Source organism: Alteribacter aurantiacus DSM 18675, from assembly GCF_000429705.1.
In the GTDB taxonomy this organism is placed as follows: Bacteria; Bacillota; Bacilli; order Bacillales; family Salisediminibacteriaceae; genus Alteribacter; species Alteribacter aurantiacus.
This window is the reverse complement of record NZ_KE386941.1, coordinates 1,520,988-1,540,003: the sequence shown is the minus strand read 5'-3', so window position 1 is coordinate 1,540,003 and position 19,016 is coordinate 1,520,988. Positions and strand designations below refer to the sequence as shown.

The window sequence follows — 19,016 nt, the reverse complement described above, 5'->3', positions numbered from 1 at the left end:
TTTGTGATTTTAAACTCAATGGATAGGGAATAAGGTTAGGACAGATACAAACCTCTTTTTCGGTTATAATGAACGTAAAGCATCTCCTTAAATAGATTAAAGAGAAGAGGGAGAAAACTCATGTTAAAACGGCTGCAAGTAATTCTGTTTTTAGCAATAATATTTACAAGTTTGTATCTAACAAGACAATTTTGGGAGGGCTGGCTCGTAGGGTGGGCCTCTATTTTCTTTTCATTAACGGCATTTTTTATTGCTGTTGTCATCTTCCTGGAGAATCGAAATCCAACAAAAACCCTTGCTTGGTTAATGGTATTAGGGATTTTTCCTCTCTTGGGTTTTGTATTCTATCTCATGTTCGGACAAAACCATCGCAAAAGGAAATCTTTTACTAAAAAAGCGATTATGGATGAACAAGCTTTTAATAAGATTGAAGGAAACAGACCTTTGGACGAAGCACAACTGGGAATGATGCGGGAAAATCAACAGAAACTATTCCGATTGGCACATCGTCTGGCGAATAACCCCATTTCTTTTCAAACAGACACTCGTGTGTTGACAGACGGTAAAGAAACGTATCATCATATTAAACGAGCGCTTAACTCGGCCACAGACCACATACATTTAGAATACTACATTGTCCGAGACGATGAGCTTGGTTGCGAAATCAAAAATATCCTGATCCAAAAAGCAAAGGAAGGGGTAGAAGTTCGTTTCTTGTTCGATGCAGTTGGGTGTTGGAAGCTCTCGAAGTCTTACATATCCGATCTGCGAAATGCCGGGGTACAAATGGTAGCTTTTTCACCTGTTCGACTTCCGTTTTTCACGAACAAAATTAACTACCGGAATCATAGAAAGATTATTGTTGTAGACACTAACTATGCCTTTATTGGAGGTTTAAATATTGGAGACGAGTACTTAGGGAAAAGTAGCTATTTTGGCCACTGGCGTGATACCCATTTATTAGTCAGAGGAGAAGCGGTACGAAGCCTTCAGCTCATCTTTTTAAGAGACTGGTATTACGCTACAGGAGAGGCGGCGCTGAAGCCTGGATATCTTTCACCAGCACTTCCTGATGGGGAGCCTAAAGGCGGCGTTCAAATGATCGCTAGCGGACCTGATAGCCGTTGGGAAGTGATTAAAAAGCTGTTTTTTACCATGATTACTTCGGCAAAAAAATCAATATGGATTGCAAGCCCTTATTTCATTCCCGATGAAGACATGCTTTCAGCTATTAAAATTGCAGCACTGGGTGGAATTGACGTTCGTATTCTTGTTCCGAGCAGACCTGATAAAAAAATCGTTTTCCATGCTTCCAGGTCATATTTCCCCGAGCTATTGGAAGCTGGTGTGAAAGTTTACGAATATCACAGGGGATTCATGCACAGTAAAATTATCATTGTAGATAATGAAATTGCTTCTATCGGAACAGCAAATATGGATATGCGTAGTTTTCACTTGAATTTTGAGGTGAATGCCTTCTTATATCGAACGAGAAGTGTAGAAACACTTGCTAGTGATTTTATTTACGATATGGAGCACTCTACAATTATTCGTCAAGAAGCATTTGTGAAACGTTCATTTTACTACAAACTTGTAGAATCCACTTCAAGGCTTATGTCGCCTCTTTTATAAGAGGTACTCGCGAATACAGCTATACCCTTAAGAGTTTGGTCCTAGGTGGTGAAACGCTGCCTTTAGGACCAACCTCGAAGTCTAACTTTGGTCCGTGTATTTATTTACCACCACGACTTGAACATACGTTCCCCTTTATGTATACTAAATTTAACCATGGAAAGGGGGACTTCATGTTAACTGCAATCAGTCAAAATGGGAAACTCGTGTCTCTATGTGACGGCTGGACCAAGGCGGAATTGGAAAAGGCTCGTAACAACAATACTTTTTTTTGCCCCGACTGCAAAGAGCCTCTTCAAATGAAACTCGGATCAGTGAAAGCATGGCATTTTGCGCATCTTCGATCTACATCTTGCATACAGACATTCAAGTGTGAAACCGACGACCATATTCAAGGAAAGTGGTTTTTGTACAACTGGTTAAAAAATCAACTGCTGCACCCGAAAATTGAGAAAATAATCCCCGACCTTAACCTGAGACCAGACTTGATGTTTGGACGAAACATCATTGAACTCCAACACTCTTCCATTCCCTTTGAACAATTCAAAAGCAGACATCAACGATATATAAATGCGAGTTATAATGTAAGGTGGCTCGGTTTAACAACGGAGGCTTCGATGCCTCAACATAACATTGTCACTTTTTCTACCCTCGACGGATTCTTTCTATCTTTTCCAAAAGAGGAACATCCTCTCACGCTCACATCAACCCTTTTAAACCCATACACTGGTATGTTCTTTAAATTTTGTCCACAACTTTACGTATCGCCTCGAAAGACCTTCTCACGAATTACTACTTTTCAATCTTCCTATTCCTATCGTTCGTTGTTCGACCTTAGTAAGGATCGAAATCCACCATTATCAAAACATTCTCTTCAGCACTATTTTCAAGTGTGGAACACACAGACGAGAAAAGAAAGAAAAAGGCCCAGGTTTGCTCAAAAAAACAAGGCAGAAAAACAAGTTGCCACTCTTCTTTATCAGTACAACTTAAACCTCACCATGTTTCCTTCTCTTACACGGATCCCGTTACCGTCACAAATCTTCTTGGATACACCACCACAGTTATGGCAAACATGGGTCATCCTCGCGTATATCCATACCTTTACTCCAGGCTCGCGATTTTCAATCGATCACCTTCTCCGGACGTTTATGAAGGAACTTCACACTTTTCACTTAAGGCTCTTACCATTTAGTAAGCAAAACATGGTTCAACGTTTGCTGTTGGAGTACTTGGATGTGCTCAGTCTGTTTGGTGTAGTACACACCGATAATCGCCGCTCATTTACAGTCGTTTCACATATTACCGTTCGTAAATCACCGGACCAGTTGCTTAGAGATGATGAATATATTCTTAAAATTGTCAAAGGATATTGGGAGGAGAAATGGTTAGAAACGATATGAAAGGAGCGTGCAATATTTCGATTATAAAAATAAATTTCATATTTTAAAAGGGTTTTTAGGAAAAGACTAGAATACGTATAATGCACCATTCTGTCCTTTTTTATATGTGGTTTTGTAAAGTCTTATTGTTTTCACATACGAAGTGAAAGTAATGAATCCGAGGTGTCCTAAAAATGCAGGGCATAGGAGGCTGGCGATACCTTCGCCTCGCTTTTTCCTATGAAGGGAAGGCGTGGCAGCATCCGCCTAGAGGCTGTTCAATGAGCACCATAAAGACCAAAACAAGGATTTAAGAAGGAAAAAAAGTACTTATATAATAATGGAGGGGTCAAATCATGACAGAACAATCAACAGCGTTACCGAAACGTGATGAAATTCCTAAGGAACTGACGTGGGATTTAGAAGATATTTTTGAAACGGATGACAAATGGGAAGAAGCTTTCAAAGAGTTGAAAGAACTGATTCCAACGATTAAAGAGTTTAAAGGAAAACTTGGTGATTCTCCGGAAACACTTTATGAAGCTTTGCAACTTCAAGACAAAATCTCTGAAAAGCTTGGTCGCGTGTATACATATTCCCACATGCGCTATGATCAAGACACAACAAATTCATTTTATCAGGGCTTAAATGACCGTGCATCCCAGCTTGTTTCTGTAGCAAGTAGCGAGTCTTCATTTATTACTCCTGAAATACTCTCGATCCCTGAAGGAGAGCTTTCACGCTTTTTGGACGAGCATCGTGAGCTACAACTCTATAGACATATGCTCAATGAATTAAACGAAAACCGTCCACATGTATTAAGTGAAAAAGAAGAAGCATTATTAGCTCAGGTAGGGGAAGTGACGAATTCGCCTTCTAATACGTTTGGAATGTTAAATAACGCAGACATGACGTTTCCTGAAGTGGAAGACGAGAACGGAAAGAAAATGGAGGTCACTCATGGTCGATACCTTCGTTTCCTTGAGAGCCCAGATCGAAAAGTGCGGGAAGAAGCGTTTAAAGCTGTTTACAGCACCTATGACAAGTATAAAAACACGTTCGCTAGTACGTTAAGCGGAAACGTTAAGAAAAACTTATTCAATGCCAACGTACGCAAATTTGATTCAGCACGTCAAGCTGCTCTTAGTAACAACCATATCCCTGAAGTTGTCTATGATCAGCTAGTTGATACAGTAAATGATAATCTGCACCTGCTACATCGTTATGTGGATTTAAGAAAGCGTGCTTTAGGCGTAGACGAACTTCATATGTACGATCTATATACACCACTTGTTAAAGAAGTGAAGATGGATATCCCTTATGAGGAAGCAAAAGAGCTTGTGAAGAAAGGTGCAGAGCCTCTTGGAGACGAGTACGTGAGCATCGTTCAAGAAGGTTTTGATAAACGTTGGGTCGATGTAGAAGAGAACAAAGGCAAAAGAAGTGGCGCATATTCATCCGGTGCTTTTGGAACAATGCCATATATCCTTATGAATTGGCAAAACAACGTCAATAATTTGTTTACATTGACTCATGAGTTCGGACACTCTGTACACAGCTACTACACGAGAAAATATCAGCCGTTCCCATATGCGAATTATTCCATTTTCGTAGCTGAAGTGGCTTCCACCTGTAATGAAGCCTTACTAAATAATCACATGCTCAATGTGACAGAAGATAAGCAGGAACGTTTATACTTATTAAATCATTTCCTTGAGGGCTTTAGAGGTACTGTATTCAGACAGACCATGTTCGCTGAATTTGAGAAATTGATCCACGAAAAAGCAGCGAGCGGAGAATCTCTCACTCCTGACCTTCTTACAAATACCTATTACGAGCTAAATAAGAAATACTTTGGTGACAATATTGTGATTGATGAAGAGATTGGATTAGAATGGGCGCGTATTCCACACTTCTATTACAATTTCTATGTATATCAATATGCTACAGGCTATAGTGCAGCTACGGCACTTGCCAAACAAATCCTTGAAGAAGAAGATCCGGCAGTAACAAGATATATTGACTTCTTAAAAGCTGGAAGCTCTGATTACCCGATCGAAGTACTCAAGAAAGCAGGAGTAGATATGACCTCTCCAGAACCAATTGAAGAAGCCATGAAGGTGTTTGAAGAGACACTCACAGAGCTTGAAACCCTTTTATTTGAAAAATAAACAAAACAATCAGAGGCTGGGACATGTCCCAGCCTCTTGCTTATTTATTGTTTCGTGTTTGATGAGCCAAATTAAATCCTTTAAAGCGGTGCCTGTGATTTAACATGTTTACTGTAAATAGGATGGTACCTAATAGTAATGGAATGCTAATCCACTTTGGGAAGAGGCCCATTAAACTTAGGATGAGAAGGCAAAAGCTTAAGAGTATAAAAACAATGCCTATGAAAACAAGAGTGGTTTGCATTCAATGTCACTCCTATAAAACATGATTTTCTCTACTACTTTATGAACCTCTTTTATTTTTAGTACAACCTAAATGTTGAGTGAAACAATAAAAAAGAGGGTATGGATAAAAAAAGTCAGGCACAATGCCTGACTTTTTTTATCCAATATAACGCCAAAGGTTACCGAACTTGACCGGAACACATTCCACTTTTTGTTGAATTTGAAGCTTTTTCATTTCTCGATCGGCTTCTTCACAGGTCATGTCAAAAACGACAGCAATCTCTTTTGATGCAACGAGTGTGTAAAATTTTACGAAACGTTCAATGGATATAGGAGGACATTTCTCAGGCTTAAACCCGAGCATGTCAGTGATAATTTCAACATAAACCGAGTAGTCGTACAAACCAGGAACACTTAATCCCGGTTCATCTACGTTGTCATTGAAGAATACGAGCGTTGGAAGTGATTGCACGTCCATTTCCTTCGTCGTACATGCGTCAGATTGCAAGGCTTTTGTCGCGCTTTGAGAGTGGAGGTCGCATTTGAATTCGCACAAATCGAGACCTTTTATTTTTTTCGCGCAGTCAATGAGTACTTGTTCTTCGGCAATGTTTTTCTTGTGAAGAAATAACGCTTCTCGTAACAGTCGTAAATACTTCGAACCGATGGCTCCACCTTGAAGCTCAGCTGCTTTAATGGCAAGTGATGCAGCATACGGCATGGAGATCGATTGTTCGTACCAAACGTCCCCGTCGCATGGCATACCAGTACGAGTAGCTGTTTCATCATAAGACTGTGCCATATTCTTTTGGTAACGGTCATTTTTAGAGTTTGAGCAAGGGTTCATTTTTTTAAGCTCATAGCCAAGGAACGTACGGATTTTGAAGTAGTTCGCATATTCCATTTGGAGCTTTTTTATAATGGGCTCCAACGCCCAGCATTCAGGGCAAAGGGGATCGATAAACATATATATTTCAAGGGGCTTTTTCCCCTGATCTGGAACATAGAATGAGGATGGCTCCTCTGGACAACAGATCCCTAAGTCGTCATAGCATACGAAGTTTCCTTCTTTGGTTTTCACGTGTCGTCCCTCCTTGTAAAGGAGTGTCTTACTCCATTGTATTTACCATATGGTTGGCTGTTTGTGTGAGTCTTTCTAAGAATGCAGAACGAAAAGGCTCTTCCAATTTCACTTCATCCATCGCTTGTTCCATACATGACAACCATGCTTTAGCATGTTTTGGGGTGATGGAAAAAGGCATGTGTCTAGCACGTAACATGGGGTGACCGTGTTCTTCTGTATAGAGCTGCGGCCCGCCCAGGAACTGCGTTAAAAACTGCTTTTGCTTTCTTGCCGTTTCTGTGAAATCCTCCGGAAATAGAGGGGCAAGTTCTTTATCAAGTGCTACGTTAGTATAGAACACATCGACGAGTTCTTCCAGTTTTTCTTCTCCAATGATGTCGTAAGGTACCTTCATGCGTAAACCCCTTTTTTTCATACAGTCAACGTTAATGTAAACTTATTGTAGCAAGCATATGACACATGGGCAACAAATGTGATTGTGAGATAGTGTGCAATAGAGTGGGAGTTCGACAGTACAAGTCATAAGTGCTTTGACTTGATTGCGGCCTCATTTTGCGCAACAAAAAAAGGTTCGGGCTTGACCGAACCTTTTAATCTATGCTTTTTTAAACGTTGCCATTACCTTTGGAACATAGGATTGTGTTTCTTTGAATGGGGGAATTCCTCCGTATTTATCAACATTGCCAGGTCCAGCGTTGTAAGCGGCTAATGCGAGTTCTGTGTTTCCGTTGTATTTGTTGAGCATCGCTTTAATATAACGAGTACCAGCATCGACGTTTTCTTTAGGATCGAAGATGTTCGTGACACCTAGCCCCTTTGCTGTGTTTGGCATGAGTTGCATCAATCCTCGAGCCCCAGCGTGGCTTACTGCATCTGGCTTAAAGTTGGATTCATGTTTAATGATGGCGTAAATAAGGCTAGGGTCGACTCCGTGTTTCTTTCCTGTGCTTTCAATAAGATTAGAAAAGTTTCCCGTTTTTTCCCCCTTAGTAAGAACAGGAGGTGGTTCTTTCACTACCACTTTTGGTTCGGAGGAAGAAGTAGTCATTAGCATGTCATGGAAGGATTGCTTTGTTTTTGTTGTCATGGATGTTTGAAGACGGTCCGCAAACTGCTTTAAGGCTTGCCATTGATACGTATCGTTACGAATGTTCACGTTCATCCGCTCCTTCGTTTATTGATGGTGCAACGTGTTAAAGAAACGATGTATTTTACTCTCGGTGTCCTTCTTTTGTATATCGTAATCTTGTAGTAAAGAGTGAAAGACTTTTTTACCTTCGTCTGCATTTGTGCATTCAAACTCAAGCTCATAATCCGTTTCGTTTAAATAAGAACTTTTATCCAAAACAAGTAAACCACCGGGGATGTCTTTTTCCAAGCGATCCGTGGCTAAGCTTCCGAGAAAGGTAAAAGAGTTCTCTGTTACCGGTAATGTTTTTTTCAGATGGTTAATGACGTCTCCTAAAGGGAGCGATCCATTCTTGAAAGCTATTTCAGCTTCGTGTTTTGTAATGGTTTGATGTGTTTCGAGTAGTCCGGTTTCTAGGGGTTGCTTTAATGTTAAAACGTATCGGTCGTTCTTTTTGCGGATTCGTAAAGCCGAACCATTGTCTTTAAGCAAAAGATCCGCAGTGTCAAAATAATGGTTGCTTTGGGAAAACGGCTGGTCGTTTGTTTCAAAAAAAGCGTGTTTAAGTCGTATGTATTCTTCTTTTGTCAGAAGATTTTTAAATTCAATTTCAATTTCTTGATTCATGGTTAGTTCACCTTTTCATAAAAGTTGTCCTACGTTATTATTTCATATGGACAGGTTGAATACAATGAGGCTTTTTTTTCGATAAAACAGGGTATTATTAACGTAGGGATGGGAATTATGATAAACTTATGAACAAAATGATTTATGTTTTGGAGGAATGTACAATGAATAATTCATGGACCATAAAAGAGTTGGAGCGAACTGATTCAATGTTGAGTGTGAAAGTGGATACGAATCTTGATACGAGTGCTTTACACTCACTTAAAGCCAGTTCACAAATGCTTGCTGACAGTGATGCGAAAACATTTATTTACATAATAGAAGACGACAGTTCTTTTACATATATTCGCTTTCCAGTCGAGTCTTGGGAAGCCCTTAATAGTGTCAGACATGACCTACCTGTCGTACTTGAAATGACTTCTAAAGATAACGAGAACGTTCAACTTGAGCTGACCGATTTTTGGACTGAGATTGACTACTTAGTAGAAAACATTGAAGGAAACACAAATTACGGTGACGAAATGGTGGAGGCCGTAGAAAAAACATTTAACCATTAACGTAATGAACACGGTAAGTCAAACCAAGCGCGGTGGTGAGTTGGATTGAAAGAGTGGGACGTGATGCTTGCCCCATACAAGCAAGCAGTAGACGAACTAAAAGTGAAATTTAAAGGTGTGCGTGAGCAATTTAAACATTCTCCTCGTCATACCCCTATTGAATTCGTTACAGGCCGTGTCAAACCCGTATCCAGTATTTTGCAAAAAGCAAAAAGAAAAAACATTCCCTTAAATGAATTGGAAGGGACAATGCAAGACCTTGCGGGCATTCGAATTATGTGTCAATTCGTCGGTGATATCGACACGGTTGTAGACTTAATCAAAATTAGAAACGACTTTAAAATCGTGGAAGAAATTGATTACGTCAAGCACAAAAAAGAAAGTGGTTACCGGTCTTATCACATGGTCTTGGAGTATCCAGTTCAAACCATTGATGGAGAGAAGCCGGTTTTGGTTGAACTTCAAATTCGAACGCTTGCTATGAATTTTTGGGCTACGATTGAGCATTCCTTACAGTATAAGTATTCGGGTCAAATCCCGAGAGAAATTGAAGAGCGGCTACACCGTGCATCCGAAGCGGCGTTTAGACTTGACGAAGAAATGTCTCAAATTCGAGGCGAAGTTAGGGAAGCGCAAAAGATTATTTCATCAACCACTGATTCCATCCATAAACCGAATTCGTAATGAAAGGATAATAGCTGATGAAATTTATGGTTACGTCAAGAGGCGACACCACTTCCAATCGGATCGCTCAAAAAGTAAAAACCTATTTAAATGAATTTGCCCTTTCCTACGACAATAAAGAGCCAGACATCGTTATTAGTGTAGGGGGAGATGGTACTTTATTAGAAGCGTTTCACCAATATGCTCATCGACTTGAGGATACAGCTTTTGTGGGAGTCCATACGGGACACCTAGGTTTTTATGCGGATTGGCAGCCAGATGAAGTGGAAAAATTGGTCATTCACATTGCGAAGACACCTTTTAAGGTAGTTGAATATCCTCTCCTTGAAGTGATTGTACGACATAACGGAGATCGAAAGTCCGAGCGCTTCCTTGCTCTCAATGAATGTTCTGTAAAAAGTACGGAAGGCTCCCTTGTCATGGATATCGAGATTAAAGGAGAGTTGTTTGAAACGTTTAGAGGAGATGGACTCTGTCTGAGTACACCTTCTGGAAGTACCGCTTATAATAAAGCTCTCGGTGGTGCAATCTTACACCCATCATTAGCATCGATTCAGCTTGCTGAAATGGCATCCATTAATAACCGTGTGTACAGAACAATTGGTTCACCACTCGTGCTGCCTCAACATCATACATGCTTGTTAAAGCCTAAAAACGATGTGGATTTTCAAGTCACGATCGACCACTTAACTTTGCTGCAACAAGACGTAAAGTCGATTCAATGTCGCGTTGCCGAGCAAAAAGTACGTTTTGCACGCTTTAGGCCCTTTCCGTTCTGGAAACGTGTAAAGGAGTCGTTCATTAATGATTGACAATCGAATGAAGATTACTTGGGAGGTCCCTGTCTCACTTGACGGGGAGCTCCTTCGTACGTTTCTAAGAAAACATAAACAGATGTCTAGAAAAGCCTTGGCCGAGATTAAATTACGTGGCGGTGGGCTCTTTGTTAATGGAAAAGAATCAGATGTACGCACCATTTTACGTGGTAAAGACCACGTACTGGTTTTATTTCCACCTGAACAGGCAAGTGAGGCACTCGAGCCATTGGAGATCCCACTCACGATTGTTGCGGAAGATGATCATATGCTTGTGATCGATAAACCAGCAGGATTACCTACGGTGCCCTCATCCCGGGAGCCTGGACTATCGTTGGCTCACGGTGTGATTCATTATTATCAACAACAGCACATTCCTGCAACGTTTCATGGTGTTACACGTTTGGATCGAAATACGTCAGGTCTTTTGCTGGTTGCCAAACATCGATACGCTCATGATCAATTTGTGAAAGCTGGATTAAAGAGGGAATATGAAGTACTTCTTGAAGGTTCTTTGCCAAGGAATGAAGGGACCGTTAAATATCCGATCGGACGGAAAGGCTCGAGTATTATTGAACGTGAAGTACGAGAGGATGGGCAACATGCTGTTACACATTTTGAAGTGTTGGAAAAAAATAAGAGGCTTACGAAGGTAAAAGTGCGTCTTGAAACAGGTAGGACACACCAAATCCGTGTCCACTTTTCTCATCTCGGCTTTCCTTTGGCTGGTGATACGCTTTATGGTGGGCATACTCATAAAATCAGTCGCCAAGCACTGCATTCTGCTTGTTTGTCCTTTACTCACCCATTTACAGGCGAACATCATCGGTATGAAAGTAAGGTTCCACATGACATGGAACAGGCATGGATGGAAGAGGGGAATATAAATAAGTAGAGATTGCTTAATGTAGCAAAAAAGATAAGAGTAAGTGAGTGACTCATTGATTTTCAAACCTCTTTACATAGGCTGAGATCGTATGGAGGTGTTAAACTAAAAATCCGAACAGCAGGGATTGATGATTACCACACCTAGTTGTTCGGATTTCGTAAACGAAAAGGCTTCTTTTTAAGCACTATTCCCCGAGCGGTCTGAACTTCTCCTCAACGAAAGGTTGCTCTGAAGGCACATCTACGATTTTTTTTTCCGGCCACCGCAAGAGAGTGAGTCTGTTTCCGAACACGCATCCCGTATCAATGTTGACCGTATGGTTTAGAAATCTCGGTTCGTTTACCGGTGTATGTCCATATATAACGAACGTGTCATGGGTGTATGCTTTCGCCCAATCCCGTCTTACAGGTCGGCCATCAGCATGTGTTTCTCCAGTGATGTCACCATAAAGGACAAACGTCTTTACCTTCTTATTTGTTTTGCCAATCAAGTCCCCGCGGATCCCTGCATGTGCCACCACGAGTTTACCTTCATCTAAGGTTAAATAAAGAGGAGAGTTTTCCACCATACGTTTAAACCCTTCAGATATAAATGTATACTCTTTTTTATTCAAGCTTTTAAGCTCTTCGACGGTTGTCTCAAGCCCATGTTTTTGTTGGACATTTCGCCCTAAAAAATAGCGGTAAAGCTTATCACAATGGTTGCCAGGGCAATAGAGAATCCGATCTTCTTTCCAGTTTTTTATCGCAAAGCGGAGTACACCAACAGAATTAGGTCCTCGGTCTGTTAGATCTCCAAGGAAGGCGAGTTTTCGGCCTTCCGGGCTTGAAAGGAGTTCGTCATCCCCAACGGAATAACCAGTTTTTTTTAATAAAGCGATCATTTCGTCATAACAACCGTGCACATCACCGATAATATCTATCAAAGGGATCTTCCTCCTACAGGTTTGAATTTTACTACTTTTATCCTATCATGGAATGTTTATGAGGACGAACGTTGACAAACAAGCTTCGTTTAGCTTACGATTGAAACGTTTTTACACCTCGGTACTTGTATAGTCATGTGACTTCAGTGAACCGTGGAAGTATCGTATAAAAGGAGAATGAGATGGTCACTGAATTCACAACTCATCCTGTATTTATTTTTGCCATTGCTATGATTATATTTCTCATTTCCCCACTCATTATGACTCGGATTAGGATTCCTGGAATTATTGGCATTCTCATTGCGGGTATGATTATCGGACCAAATGGTCTTGGCGTGCTTGAGAGAAATGAAACCATCGTTATCTTAGGAACGGTGGGACTTTTATATATTATTTTTATTGCCGGGCTTGAAATTGACCTCGATGGTTTTAAAAAATACCGTCGAAGAAGCATTGAGTTTGGTTTGCTATCGTTTTTCATTCCTTTTGTTTTGGGAGCTGTCCTTGGTTTTGTATTCGGTTTTTCAATTTTGTCAGCGGTATTGCTCGGCTCTCTTCTTGGTTCTCATACTTTGTTAGCATATCCGATCGCCAGTCGAATGGGGATAGCGAAAAACAGGGCAGTAACGACAACGGTTGGAGGAACGATCCTTACCGATATATTAGCAATGCTTGTTCTTGCGATCGTAGCTGGTGCAGTTCAAGGGGAGTTGACGTTTGTTTTTTGGGTGCAACTCATACTAAGCTTAGGGATCTTTTCCACTGTGGTCATTTTTGGAGTGCCATACATCAGTAAGCGTTTTTTCATTAAATTCAGTGGGGGAGGCTCCATTGACTATGTTTTTGTGATGAGTATTATGTTTTTGTGTGCTCTGTTGGCCATCATCGCAGGTGTGGAGCCGATTATTGGGGCATTCCTTGCTGGTTTGGCACTTAATCGACTGATACTGGAAAACGGCGCTCTTATGAACCGTATTAAATTTGTAGGCAATGCCCTCTTTATTCCGTTTTTCTTACTCTCAGTAGGAATGCTTATGGACTTCAGAGTGCTCATTGATCATCCCTCGTCCGTATTTTTAGCAATTGCCATCGTAGCATTTGTAAACGGCGGAAAATGGCTGGCAACCTATATTACGTCAAGAATGTACGGATACACACAATTAGAACGTGAAGTCATGTACGGGTTAAGTATTCCCCAAGCCGCTGCGACTTTGGCTGCTACTCTTGTAGGATATGAACTTGGATTGTTTGATGTAGCTGTTGTTAACGGAGTGATTATTATGATTTTAATCACTTGTATCATCGGTCCTACGATGACCGAATTTTATGGTCGAAAGCTTGCTTATGTAGAAGACAATGGTCCTATTAAAGAAGAACAGTTACCCGAACGTTTACTCATACCAATGGCCAATCCCCAAACCATGGATAATCTGTTGGAATTGGCCATTACAATCAAGGATCCTCTGTCTACTGAGCCTTTGTACCCCATGACCGTGGTGAAAGGTGGCAACGAGGACATGGAGCTCAAAGTCGCTCAAGCGGAAAAAATGCTCGGACATGCAGTTCTGTATGCATCTGCAGCTGATGTATCCGTCCGACCTATGACGCGGGTTGGAGATAATCCGGCAAAGCGCATTTCTTATGCAGTAACAGACAACCGAATTTCCACCATTATTGTCGGTTGGAATGGGCAAAGAAACAAAGGGAGTCACACGTTCGGAAGTGTGATTGATGATGTGGTCGAATTCACAGACCGACAAGTGTTAGTTTCAAAGCTATCGCACCCATTAAATGTAACGAGAAGAATGATCGTAGTGATTCCAAAAGGCTTTGATCACATGAGTGGAGCTGATGAAGCGTTTCGAACAACAAAAACACTTGCTAGTCGAATTGGTGCGGAACTGTTTCTTATCATTGTTGGTGATAAAAAAGAAAAGTACATGAAGATCTTTGCTTCCATTAAGCCGACCATGTCCATGGAAGCGGGAGAAATCGATGATTGGATTGATTTAAAAGAACAGTATTACGATACATTTAGGGAAACGGACCTTCTCTTTATTTTGAGTGCCCGTCGCGGTACCGTAAGCTGGCACCACCGTTTGGAACGATTGCCTCATTATATTCAAAAGACAAAGATCGTCAGCTTTATTGTGTTATTCACCAAAGAAGCCGCCATTGACGATCGAGGCACAAAAGGAACGGTCATGAGCCCTGATTTTACGAACAAATAAATGGAAACAAGGCTGGGACAGAGACAATGTTCTAGCCTTGTTTTTGTTTAGATAGAGAAGGAATGTTTTTTGAAGCAGGACACAAACTAAAGCAGAAAAGGAGGCGAATGGATATGAATATGGAAGAACCTCTTGTACACTGTCCGAAGTGTGGCGAAGAACACCCAATTCAAAGTGTACTTACTGCTCAATCCAATCAAAACGTTATTTTTGAATGTCCTAAATGTGGGTATGAAAAGAGAAATATACTAACGAGTAAAGGGTAAAGAAGTGGGTTAGAGGTACGGTTGGTGATGAGATAGAGAACAGGTGATTTTGTCTATAGAGGGCTCAGGTTAAGGACGAATTTAGCCATCTTTCTTCCTCTACTCATGTGGATTTTTATTAAACAAACCTCTTTACGTGTGATATAATAGACAAAGATTAGTACCAACTAATAATACTAGCTATATAAAATAATGAGGAGGCTCATATTTATGATGAATCTTGATTTATCTAACCGTACATATGTTGTGATGGGGGTTGCGAATAAACGTAGTATTGCTTGGGGAATTGCCCAATCCCTGTCAAACGCTGGAGCTAGATTGATCTTTACATATGCAGGGGAGCGCCTTGAGCGTAATGTTAGACAACTTGCAGAAACATTGCAGCGTGATGATTACGTTATTCTTCCATGTGACGTGACAAAAGACGATGAGGTTGAAAAGACTTTTCAAGATATTGAAAAAGAAGTAGGCGTGATCCACGGAATTGCTCATTGTATTGCATTTGCTAATCGCGAGGAGTTGGAAGGAGAATATCTGAACACGACTCGTGAAGGGTTTTTATTAGCCCAAAACATTAGTGCATACTCCTTGACGGCAGTAGCCAAGGCAGCTCGTCCTTTGATGAAAGAAGGAGGTAGTATTGTGACGCTCACGTACTTAGGTGGTGAGCGTGTTGTGAAAAACTACAATGTCATGGGAGTTGCTAAAGCATCTCTTGATGCAAGTATGAAATATTTAGCAAATGACTTAGGCAAAGAAAACATTCGTGTGAATGCCATTTCTGCAGGACCAATCCGAACGCTAGCTGCAAAAGGTATTGGTGGATTTAACGAAGTTCTTCGTGAAATCGAAGAGAAAGCTCCTTTAAAACGTACAGTGACTCAAGAAGAAGTTGGGGATACAGCTCTATTTCTGATGAGTGACATGTCTCGTGCCATTACAGGAGAAATGCTTCACGTTGATGGTGGGTACAGTACGATCGGCCTAATGTAATCGGCTTAAATTAGTGAACGAGTCCAATCCAAATCCAGATACCGGACATATGCTTATACAGAGAGGGATCTCAAACGAGTCAGGTGTCTGGAGGTGGATGGAATGGGTTACGGCAGCGGTAGCGGATTTACACTACTTGTAGTTCTATTCATTTTGCTAGTAATCGTAGGTTCAGCCTACGTATACTAAGAAAAGGAAACGAGTGTCTCATACGAGATGCTCTTTTTTTGATCCTTTTTTGTAACTCACCCGGAGTCATGACCGTTCGTGTGCGTTTCGGTTATAATGATATTGGGGTCTGACCCTTTGTGATACTTTCACAAGATTATGGCAGGCTACAATTGGACAAGGGAGAGATCATTATGGGATACCCGAATGTAGATGAAACGTTAACAATGATTAAAGAACTGGTTTCCATTCCTAGCCCTTCGGGGAATACAGATCGCGTGATTACATATGTAGAGGAGTTTCTCTCATCGTTACAAGTAGAAACGAAGCGAAATAGAAAAGGGGGTCTAATTGCCACACTTCCCGGGAAGAACGACACAAAGCATCGCATGCTTACAGCCCACGTTGATACGTTAGGTGCGATGGTAAAAGAAATCAAGCCAAGCGGGCGGTTAAAACTTGACTTGATTGGAGGATATAAATTTAACGCAATTGAAGGGGAGTATTGCGAGATTGAATCGTCCAATGGTAAAACGTTTTCCGGAACTATTTTAATGCACCAAACGTCCGTTCACGTTTACAAAGAGGCAGGTAAAGCAGAACGGAATCAAGACAACATGGAAGTGCGACTTGATGAAAAGGTTCATAATCCAGAAGATGTGCGGGCACTAGGCATTGAAGTCGGGGATTTTGTTTCCCTTGATCCACGGGTACAGGTGCTTTCAAGTGGGTTTATAAAATCGAGACATCTTGATGATAAAGCAAGTGTAGGCATCCTTCTTCAACTGATCCAACAAGTGAAAGAGGAGGGGACTACACTACCTTATACGACACACTTTTTGATTTCAAATAATGAAGAGATCGGTTACGGTGGAAACTCGAACATCACGCCTGAAACGATTGAGTACTTAGCTGTTGACATGGGAGCGATGGGGGATGGACAGCAAACGGACGAATATACCGTTTCCATTTGTGTAAAAGATTCAAGTGGCCCTTATCATTACGGTCTACGTAAAAACCTTGTTGAATTGGCTGAAAGAAACGACATCGCGTACAAGCTTGATATATACCCATATTACGGTTCCGATGCCTCTGCCGCGATTCGATCAGGTCATGATATCGTCCATGGTCTTGTAGGGCCAGGAATTGATTCTTCTCATGCTTATGAAAGAACCCATCGAGACTCGATCGAAGAAACAACAAAGCTGTTATATCATTATCTTGAATCAGAATTAGTTTAGTTTTAATCATAGGAAAGAGGCTAGGACATCAAGAACTTCTGTCCTAGCCTCTTTCTTTTATTTACTTATTCATCTAACGATAAATTGCGGTAATTTTGTATGGCTATGGTATTTTCTTCTGTATCGATATATTGAATGAGCAATTCGTCCCCAGGCTCTATAAACAAAGCCAGTTGAGAGCGATTGACAGGGACTGTAAATACTTGGTCTTTTCCTTCGAATAAAATCATAACAATCGTGCCATCTTCGTCTGTTGATTGCGTAACGCGCTGTACGGTAACGGTTTCTTCAATTTCATTGGCTACATCTGTCGGGATATCCACATCTCGGTCAAGGCCAGTAGCAAGGAAGTTTTGATAGTCATTGAATACTTCCCGGCGTGAATCCCCGTGTACGACTCTACCTGAATCTGCGTGAACCAATGCGATTTTTTGGAAACCATTGTTTCGGTCCACTACAGGTACTACCCATGTGTACTGACCATAAATGGAGTAAAGAACCGGTTGTGTTCCAACCCATTGCTCACGCTCAAAGGCACGATCGACCCGATCTCTCGCAGCATTACCGTTTAAAATACCGCGAGCGTCCTGACCGCCGTAATAGGTCATTTCCCCGGTACGAGCATTAACCATGGAAAAGCCGACCATCGTATTTCCCGAACCTCTTGGACGTTCATGGTCTACAAACCAATACATATCTTGATCTGAGCCAAAAACACCAATCATTTCATTTCGTCTCGGTTCGTGTACACCATCACGTCCTATGAAACGATTAATAAAACCGCCACCGTATTGACCGAACCAAGTAGCATAATTCAATGCTGTTCGTTCTGCCACACCTTGATCGATGAATGCAGGCATGTCGGCAAGGTCATACCGCTCCATTTCCCCGGTTACGGCATCAAGTACAACGACGCCATGGGCTTTGTTGCCATGTCGGAAAAATTCATAGTAGCCATATGAAAATACATAGTAAGGATGACCATCTTCATCTGGCTCAAAGGATTCACTTACAATGATGATGTCATCAAATTCACTTCTCACCATTCGTTTGGCATTTTCACCGAAGTAAGCACTTGGTACATACGTCATTTCATAAGTATCTACAAGCTCAGCTTGGTCGTTCGGGTTTTCCGCTGATACTTTAATATATCCTGGTACATGGTCCGTAGTAAACCAACGAAACAGTCCATCATATTCAATAGGGCTAACCCAGAAAAGTTCATTATCAATCTTTTGAATACTTGACTCACCTAAATGATACCGAGCGGAGTTGTCCAGTTCTCCGAAAACGATTTCGGAACGATAACGAGCATTACCATAAGGAACCACACGAATATTCTCTTCATTTGCACTTTCCATTACATCCATCTCAACGGTTGCGTTTGGTAAATGATGACGATCTTGAGCTGTTTGAATAGGGTAAACCATCCACATGTAAGCCATACCAACGGCTAACAAGCACCCCAATATAAAAGCACCTCTGTTGGATAATGTTGCTTTTTTTTCATAGTAATAAGACAGTGAAGCAGAAAACAATAAGTTAATAATAATAATAATGGCGAAGCTACTTAAAATTCCGTGCCAAGTGACATCAATTAGGCCTACATAAAAAATAAAGAAACTAATGATGACGCCAACTACGTAGCGTGTAACGTTTTCATAGATGAAGAATTGAGCGGTTTTCTTTTTCTTAAAGGATGAAACCCATTGTCCTATAATAGGGTTCAAGAAAAGAAGTGCTCCTAACAAACTGTAAATAAACATGTGTAACAATTCCCCCATTGTTTTTGTCGAATAACATTCTCTAGTATATACGAAAATAACGAATAAAGGTTTCAAAGAATATGATTATACCTCGATTATTAGAAAGAGATGTTCCAGCAAGATCGAGGAGACCATTCTCATAATAGAAGGTGGAGGGGATGATTATCGGCACTGTCTTGTCTATAAATAAAAGCATTTAAACGACTTAGAGTAGGTCGTTTTATTTATAGA

The 19,016-nt window shown here is 40.9% G+C and carries 18 protein-coding genes; 12 read left to right on the top strand and 6 right to left on the bottom strand.

Annotated elements, in window-relative coordinates:
* Window positions 1-120 precede the first annotated feature (120 nt).
* The 3 genes from cls to pepF all read left to right on the top strand — a co-directional run bounded on the left by cls (window position 121) and on the right by pepF (window position 5,185).
* Complete coding sequence (cls, locus tag G476_RS0111070; protein WP_026690171.1) at window positions 121-1,632, top strand: cardiolipin synthase; 1,512 nt, start codon at window positions 121-123, stop codon at window positions 1,630-1,632.
* Window positions 1,633-1,805: 173 nt separating this feature from the next.
* On the top strand, window positions 1,806-3,035 hold the full coding sequence (locus tag G476_RS0111065; RefSeq protein WP_026690170.1) for a competence protein CoiA: 1,230 nt from the start codon (window positions 1,806-1,808) through the stop codon (window positions 3,033-3,035).
* Window positions 3,036-3,370: 335 nt separating this feature from the next.
* Window positions 3,371-5,185 carry an oligoendopeptidase F gene (gene pepF / locus G476_RS0111060; protein WP_026690169.1) on the top strand — a complete coding sequence of 605 codons (1,815 nt, stop codon included), beginning with the start codon at window positions 3,371-3,373 and terminating at the stop codon, window positions 5,183-5,185.
* Between the two features lie 382 nt (window positions 5,186-5,567).
* On the opposite strand, the gene G476_RS0111050 is transcribed toward pepF, so the two are convergent.
* The 4 genes from G476_RS0111050 to G476_RS0111035 all read right to left on the bottom strand — a co-directional run bounded on the left by G476_RS0111050 (window position 5,568) and on the right by G476_RS0111035 (window position 8,250).
* On the bottom strand, window positions 5,568-6,491 hold the full coding sequence (locus G476_RS0111050) for a ClpXP adapter SpxH family protein (RefSeq protein ID WP_026690167.1): 924 nt from the start codon (window positions 6,489-6,491) through the stop codon (window positions 5,568-5,570).
* A 28-nt stretch (window positions 6,492-6,519) separates the two neighbouring features.
* The gene (locus G476_RS0111045; RefSeq protein ID WP_245579654.1) at window positions 6,520-6,888 is read right to left on the bottom strand and encodes a globin domain-containing protein; all 369 of its coding nucleotides are present in this window, start codon (window positions 6,886-6,888) and stop codon (window positions 6,520-6,522) included.
* A 201-nt stretch (window positions 6,889-7,089) separates the two neighbouring features.
* The gene (locus G476_RS22865; protein ID WP_084405710.1) at window positions 7,090-7,656 is read right to left on the bottom strand and encodes a lytic transglycosylase domain-containing protein; all 567 of its coding nucleotides are present in this window, start codon (window positions 7,654-7,656) and stop codon (window positions 7,090-7,092) included.
* A gap of 12 nt (window positions 7,657-7,668) precedes the next feature.
* Window positions 7,669-8,250, bottom strand: coding sequence for a CYTH domain-containing protein (locus G476_RS0111035; protein ID WP_026690164.1), 582 nt, complete (start codon window positions 8,248-8,250; stop codon window positions 7,669-7,671).
* Between the two features lie 164 nt (window positions 8,251-8,414).
* On the opposite strand from G476_RS0111035, the gene G476_RS21760 reads away from it, so the two are divergent.
* The 4 genes from G476_RS21760 to G476_RS0111015 are packed head-to-tail and all read left to right on the top strand — an operon-like array spanning window position 8,415 to window position 11,201.
* Window positions 8,415-8,807 carry a UPF0738 family protein gene (locus tag G476_RS21760; protein WP_051314750.1) on the top strand — a complete coding sequence of 131 codons (393 nt, stop codon included), beginning with the start codon at window positions 8,415-8,417 and terminating at the stop codon, window positions 8,805-8,807.
* 45 nt (window positions 8,808-8,852) lie between these two features.
* Window positions 8,853-9,491 (top strand): GTP diphosphokinase, encoded by a 639-nt coding sequence (gene yjbM / locus G476_RS0111025; RefSeq protein WP_026690163.1) that lies wholly within the window; start codon window positions 8,853-8,855, stop codon window positions 9,489-9,491.
* A gap of 17 nt (window positions 9,492-9,508) precedes the next feature.
* Window positions 9,509-10,303: an NAD kinase gene (locus G476_RS0111020; protein ID WP_026690162.1), complete on the top strand. Its 795-nt coding sequence runs from the start codon at window positions 9,509-9,511 to the stop codon at window positions 10,301-10,303.
* Entirely contained in the window at window positions 10,296-11,201 is a 906-nt protein-coding gene (locus G476_RS0111015) for an RluA family pseudouridine synthase (protein WP_245579653.1), read from the top strand. The genes G476_RS0111020 and G476_RS0111015 overlap by 8 nt, the downstream gene beginning before the upstream one ends.
* 178 nt (window positions 11,202-11,379) lie before the next feature.
* Here G476_RS0111015 and prpE read toward each other — a convergent pair whose 3' ends face one another.
* Entirely contained in the window at window positions 11,380-12,120 is a 741-nt protein-coding gene (gene prpE, locus G476_RS0111010) for a bis(5'-nucleosyl)-tetraphosphatase PrpE (protein ID WP_026690160.1), read from the bottom strand.
* 182 nt (window positions 12,121-12,302) lie between these two features.
* Here prpE and G476_RS0111005 point away from each other — a divergent pair, with 182 nt between their 5' ends.
* The 5 genes from G476_RS0111005 to G476_RS0110990 all read left to right on the top strand — a co-directional run bounded on the left by G476_RS0111005 (window position 12,303) and on the right by G476_RS0110990 (window position 17,019).
* Window positions 12,303-14,351 carry a cation:proton antiporter gene (locus G476_RS0111005; protein ID WP_026690159.1) on the top strand — a complete coding sequence of 683 codons (2,049 nt, stop codon included), beginning with the start codon at window positions 12,303-12,305 and terminating at the stop codon, window positions 14,349-14,351.
* Window positions 14,352-14,464: 113 nt separating this feature from the next.
* Entirely contained in the window at window positions 14,465-14,617 is a 153-nt protein-coding gene (locus tag G476_RS23550; protein ID WP_156906552.1) for a hypothetical protein, read from the top strand.
* A gap of 213 nt (window positions 14,618-14,830) precedes the next feature.
* Window positions 14,831-15,610, top strand: coding sequence for an enoyl-ACP reductase FabI (gene fabI, locus G476_RS0110995; protein ID WP_026690158.1), 780 nt, complete (start codon window positions 14,831-14,833; stop codon window positions 15,608-15,610).
* Window positions 15,611-15,712: 102 nt separating this feature from the next.
* Window positions 15,713-15,799 carry a YjcZ family sporulation protein gene (locus tag G476_RS23300; protein ID WP_084405709.1) on the top strand — a complete coding sequence of 29 codons (87 nt, stop codon included), beginning with the start codon at window positions 15,713-15,715 and terminating at the stop codon, window positions 15,797-15,799.
* Window positions 15,800-15,972: 173 nt separating this feature from the next.
* A complete protein-coding gene (locus tag G476_RS0110990; protein WP_026690157.1) occupies window positions 15,973-17,019 on the top strand; it encodes a M42 family metallopeptidase in 1,047 nt (348 codons plus the stop codon).
* A gap of 65 nt (window positions 17,020-17,084) precedes the next feature.
* Here the strand turns inward: G476_RS0110990 and G476_RS0110985 are convergent, their stop codons facing one another.
* Window positions 17,085-18,785: a hypothetical protein gene (locus tag G476_RS0110985; protein ID WP_051314749.1), complete on the bottom strand. Its 1,701-nt coding sequence runs from the start codon at window positions 18,783-18,785 to the stop codon at window positions 17,085-17,087.
* Window positions 18,786-19,016: the final 231 nt, after the last annotated feature.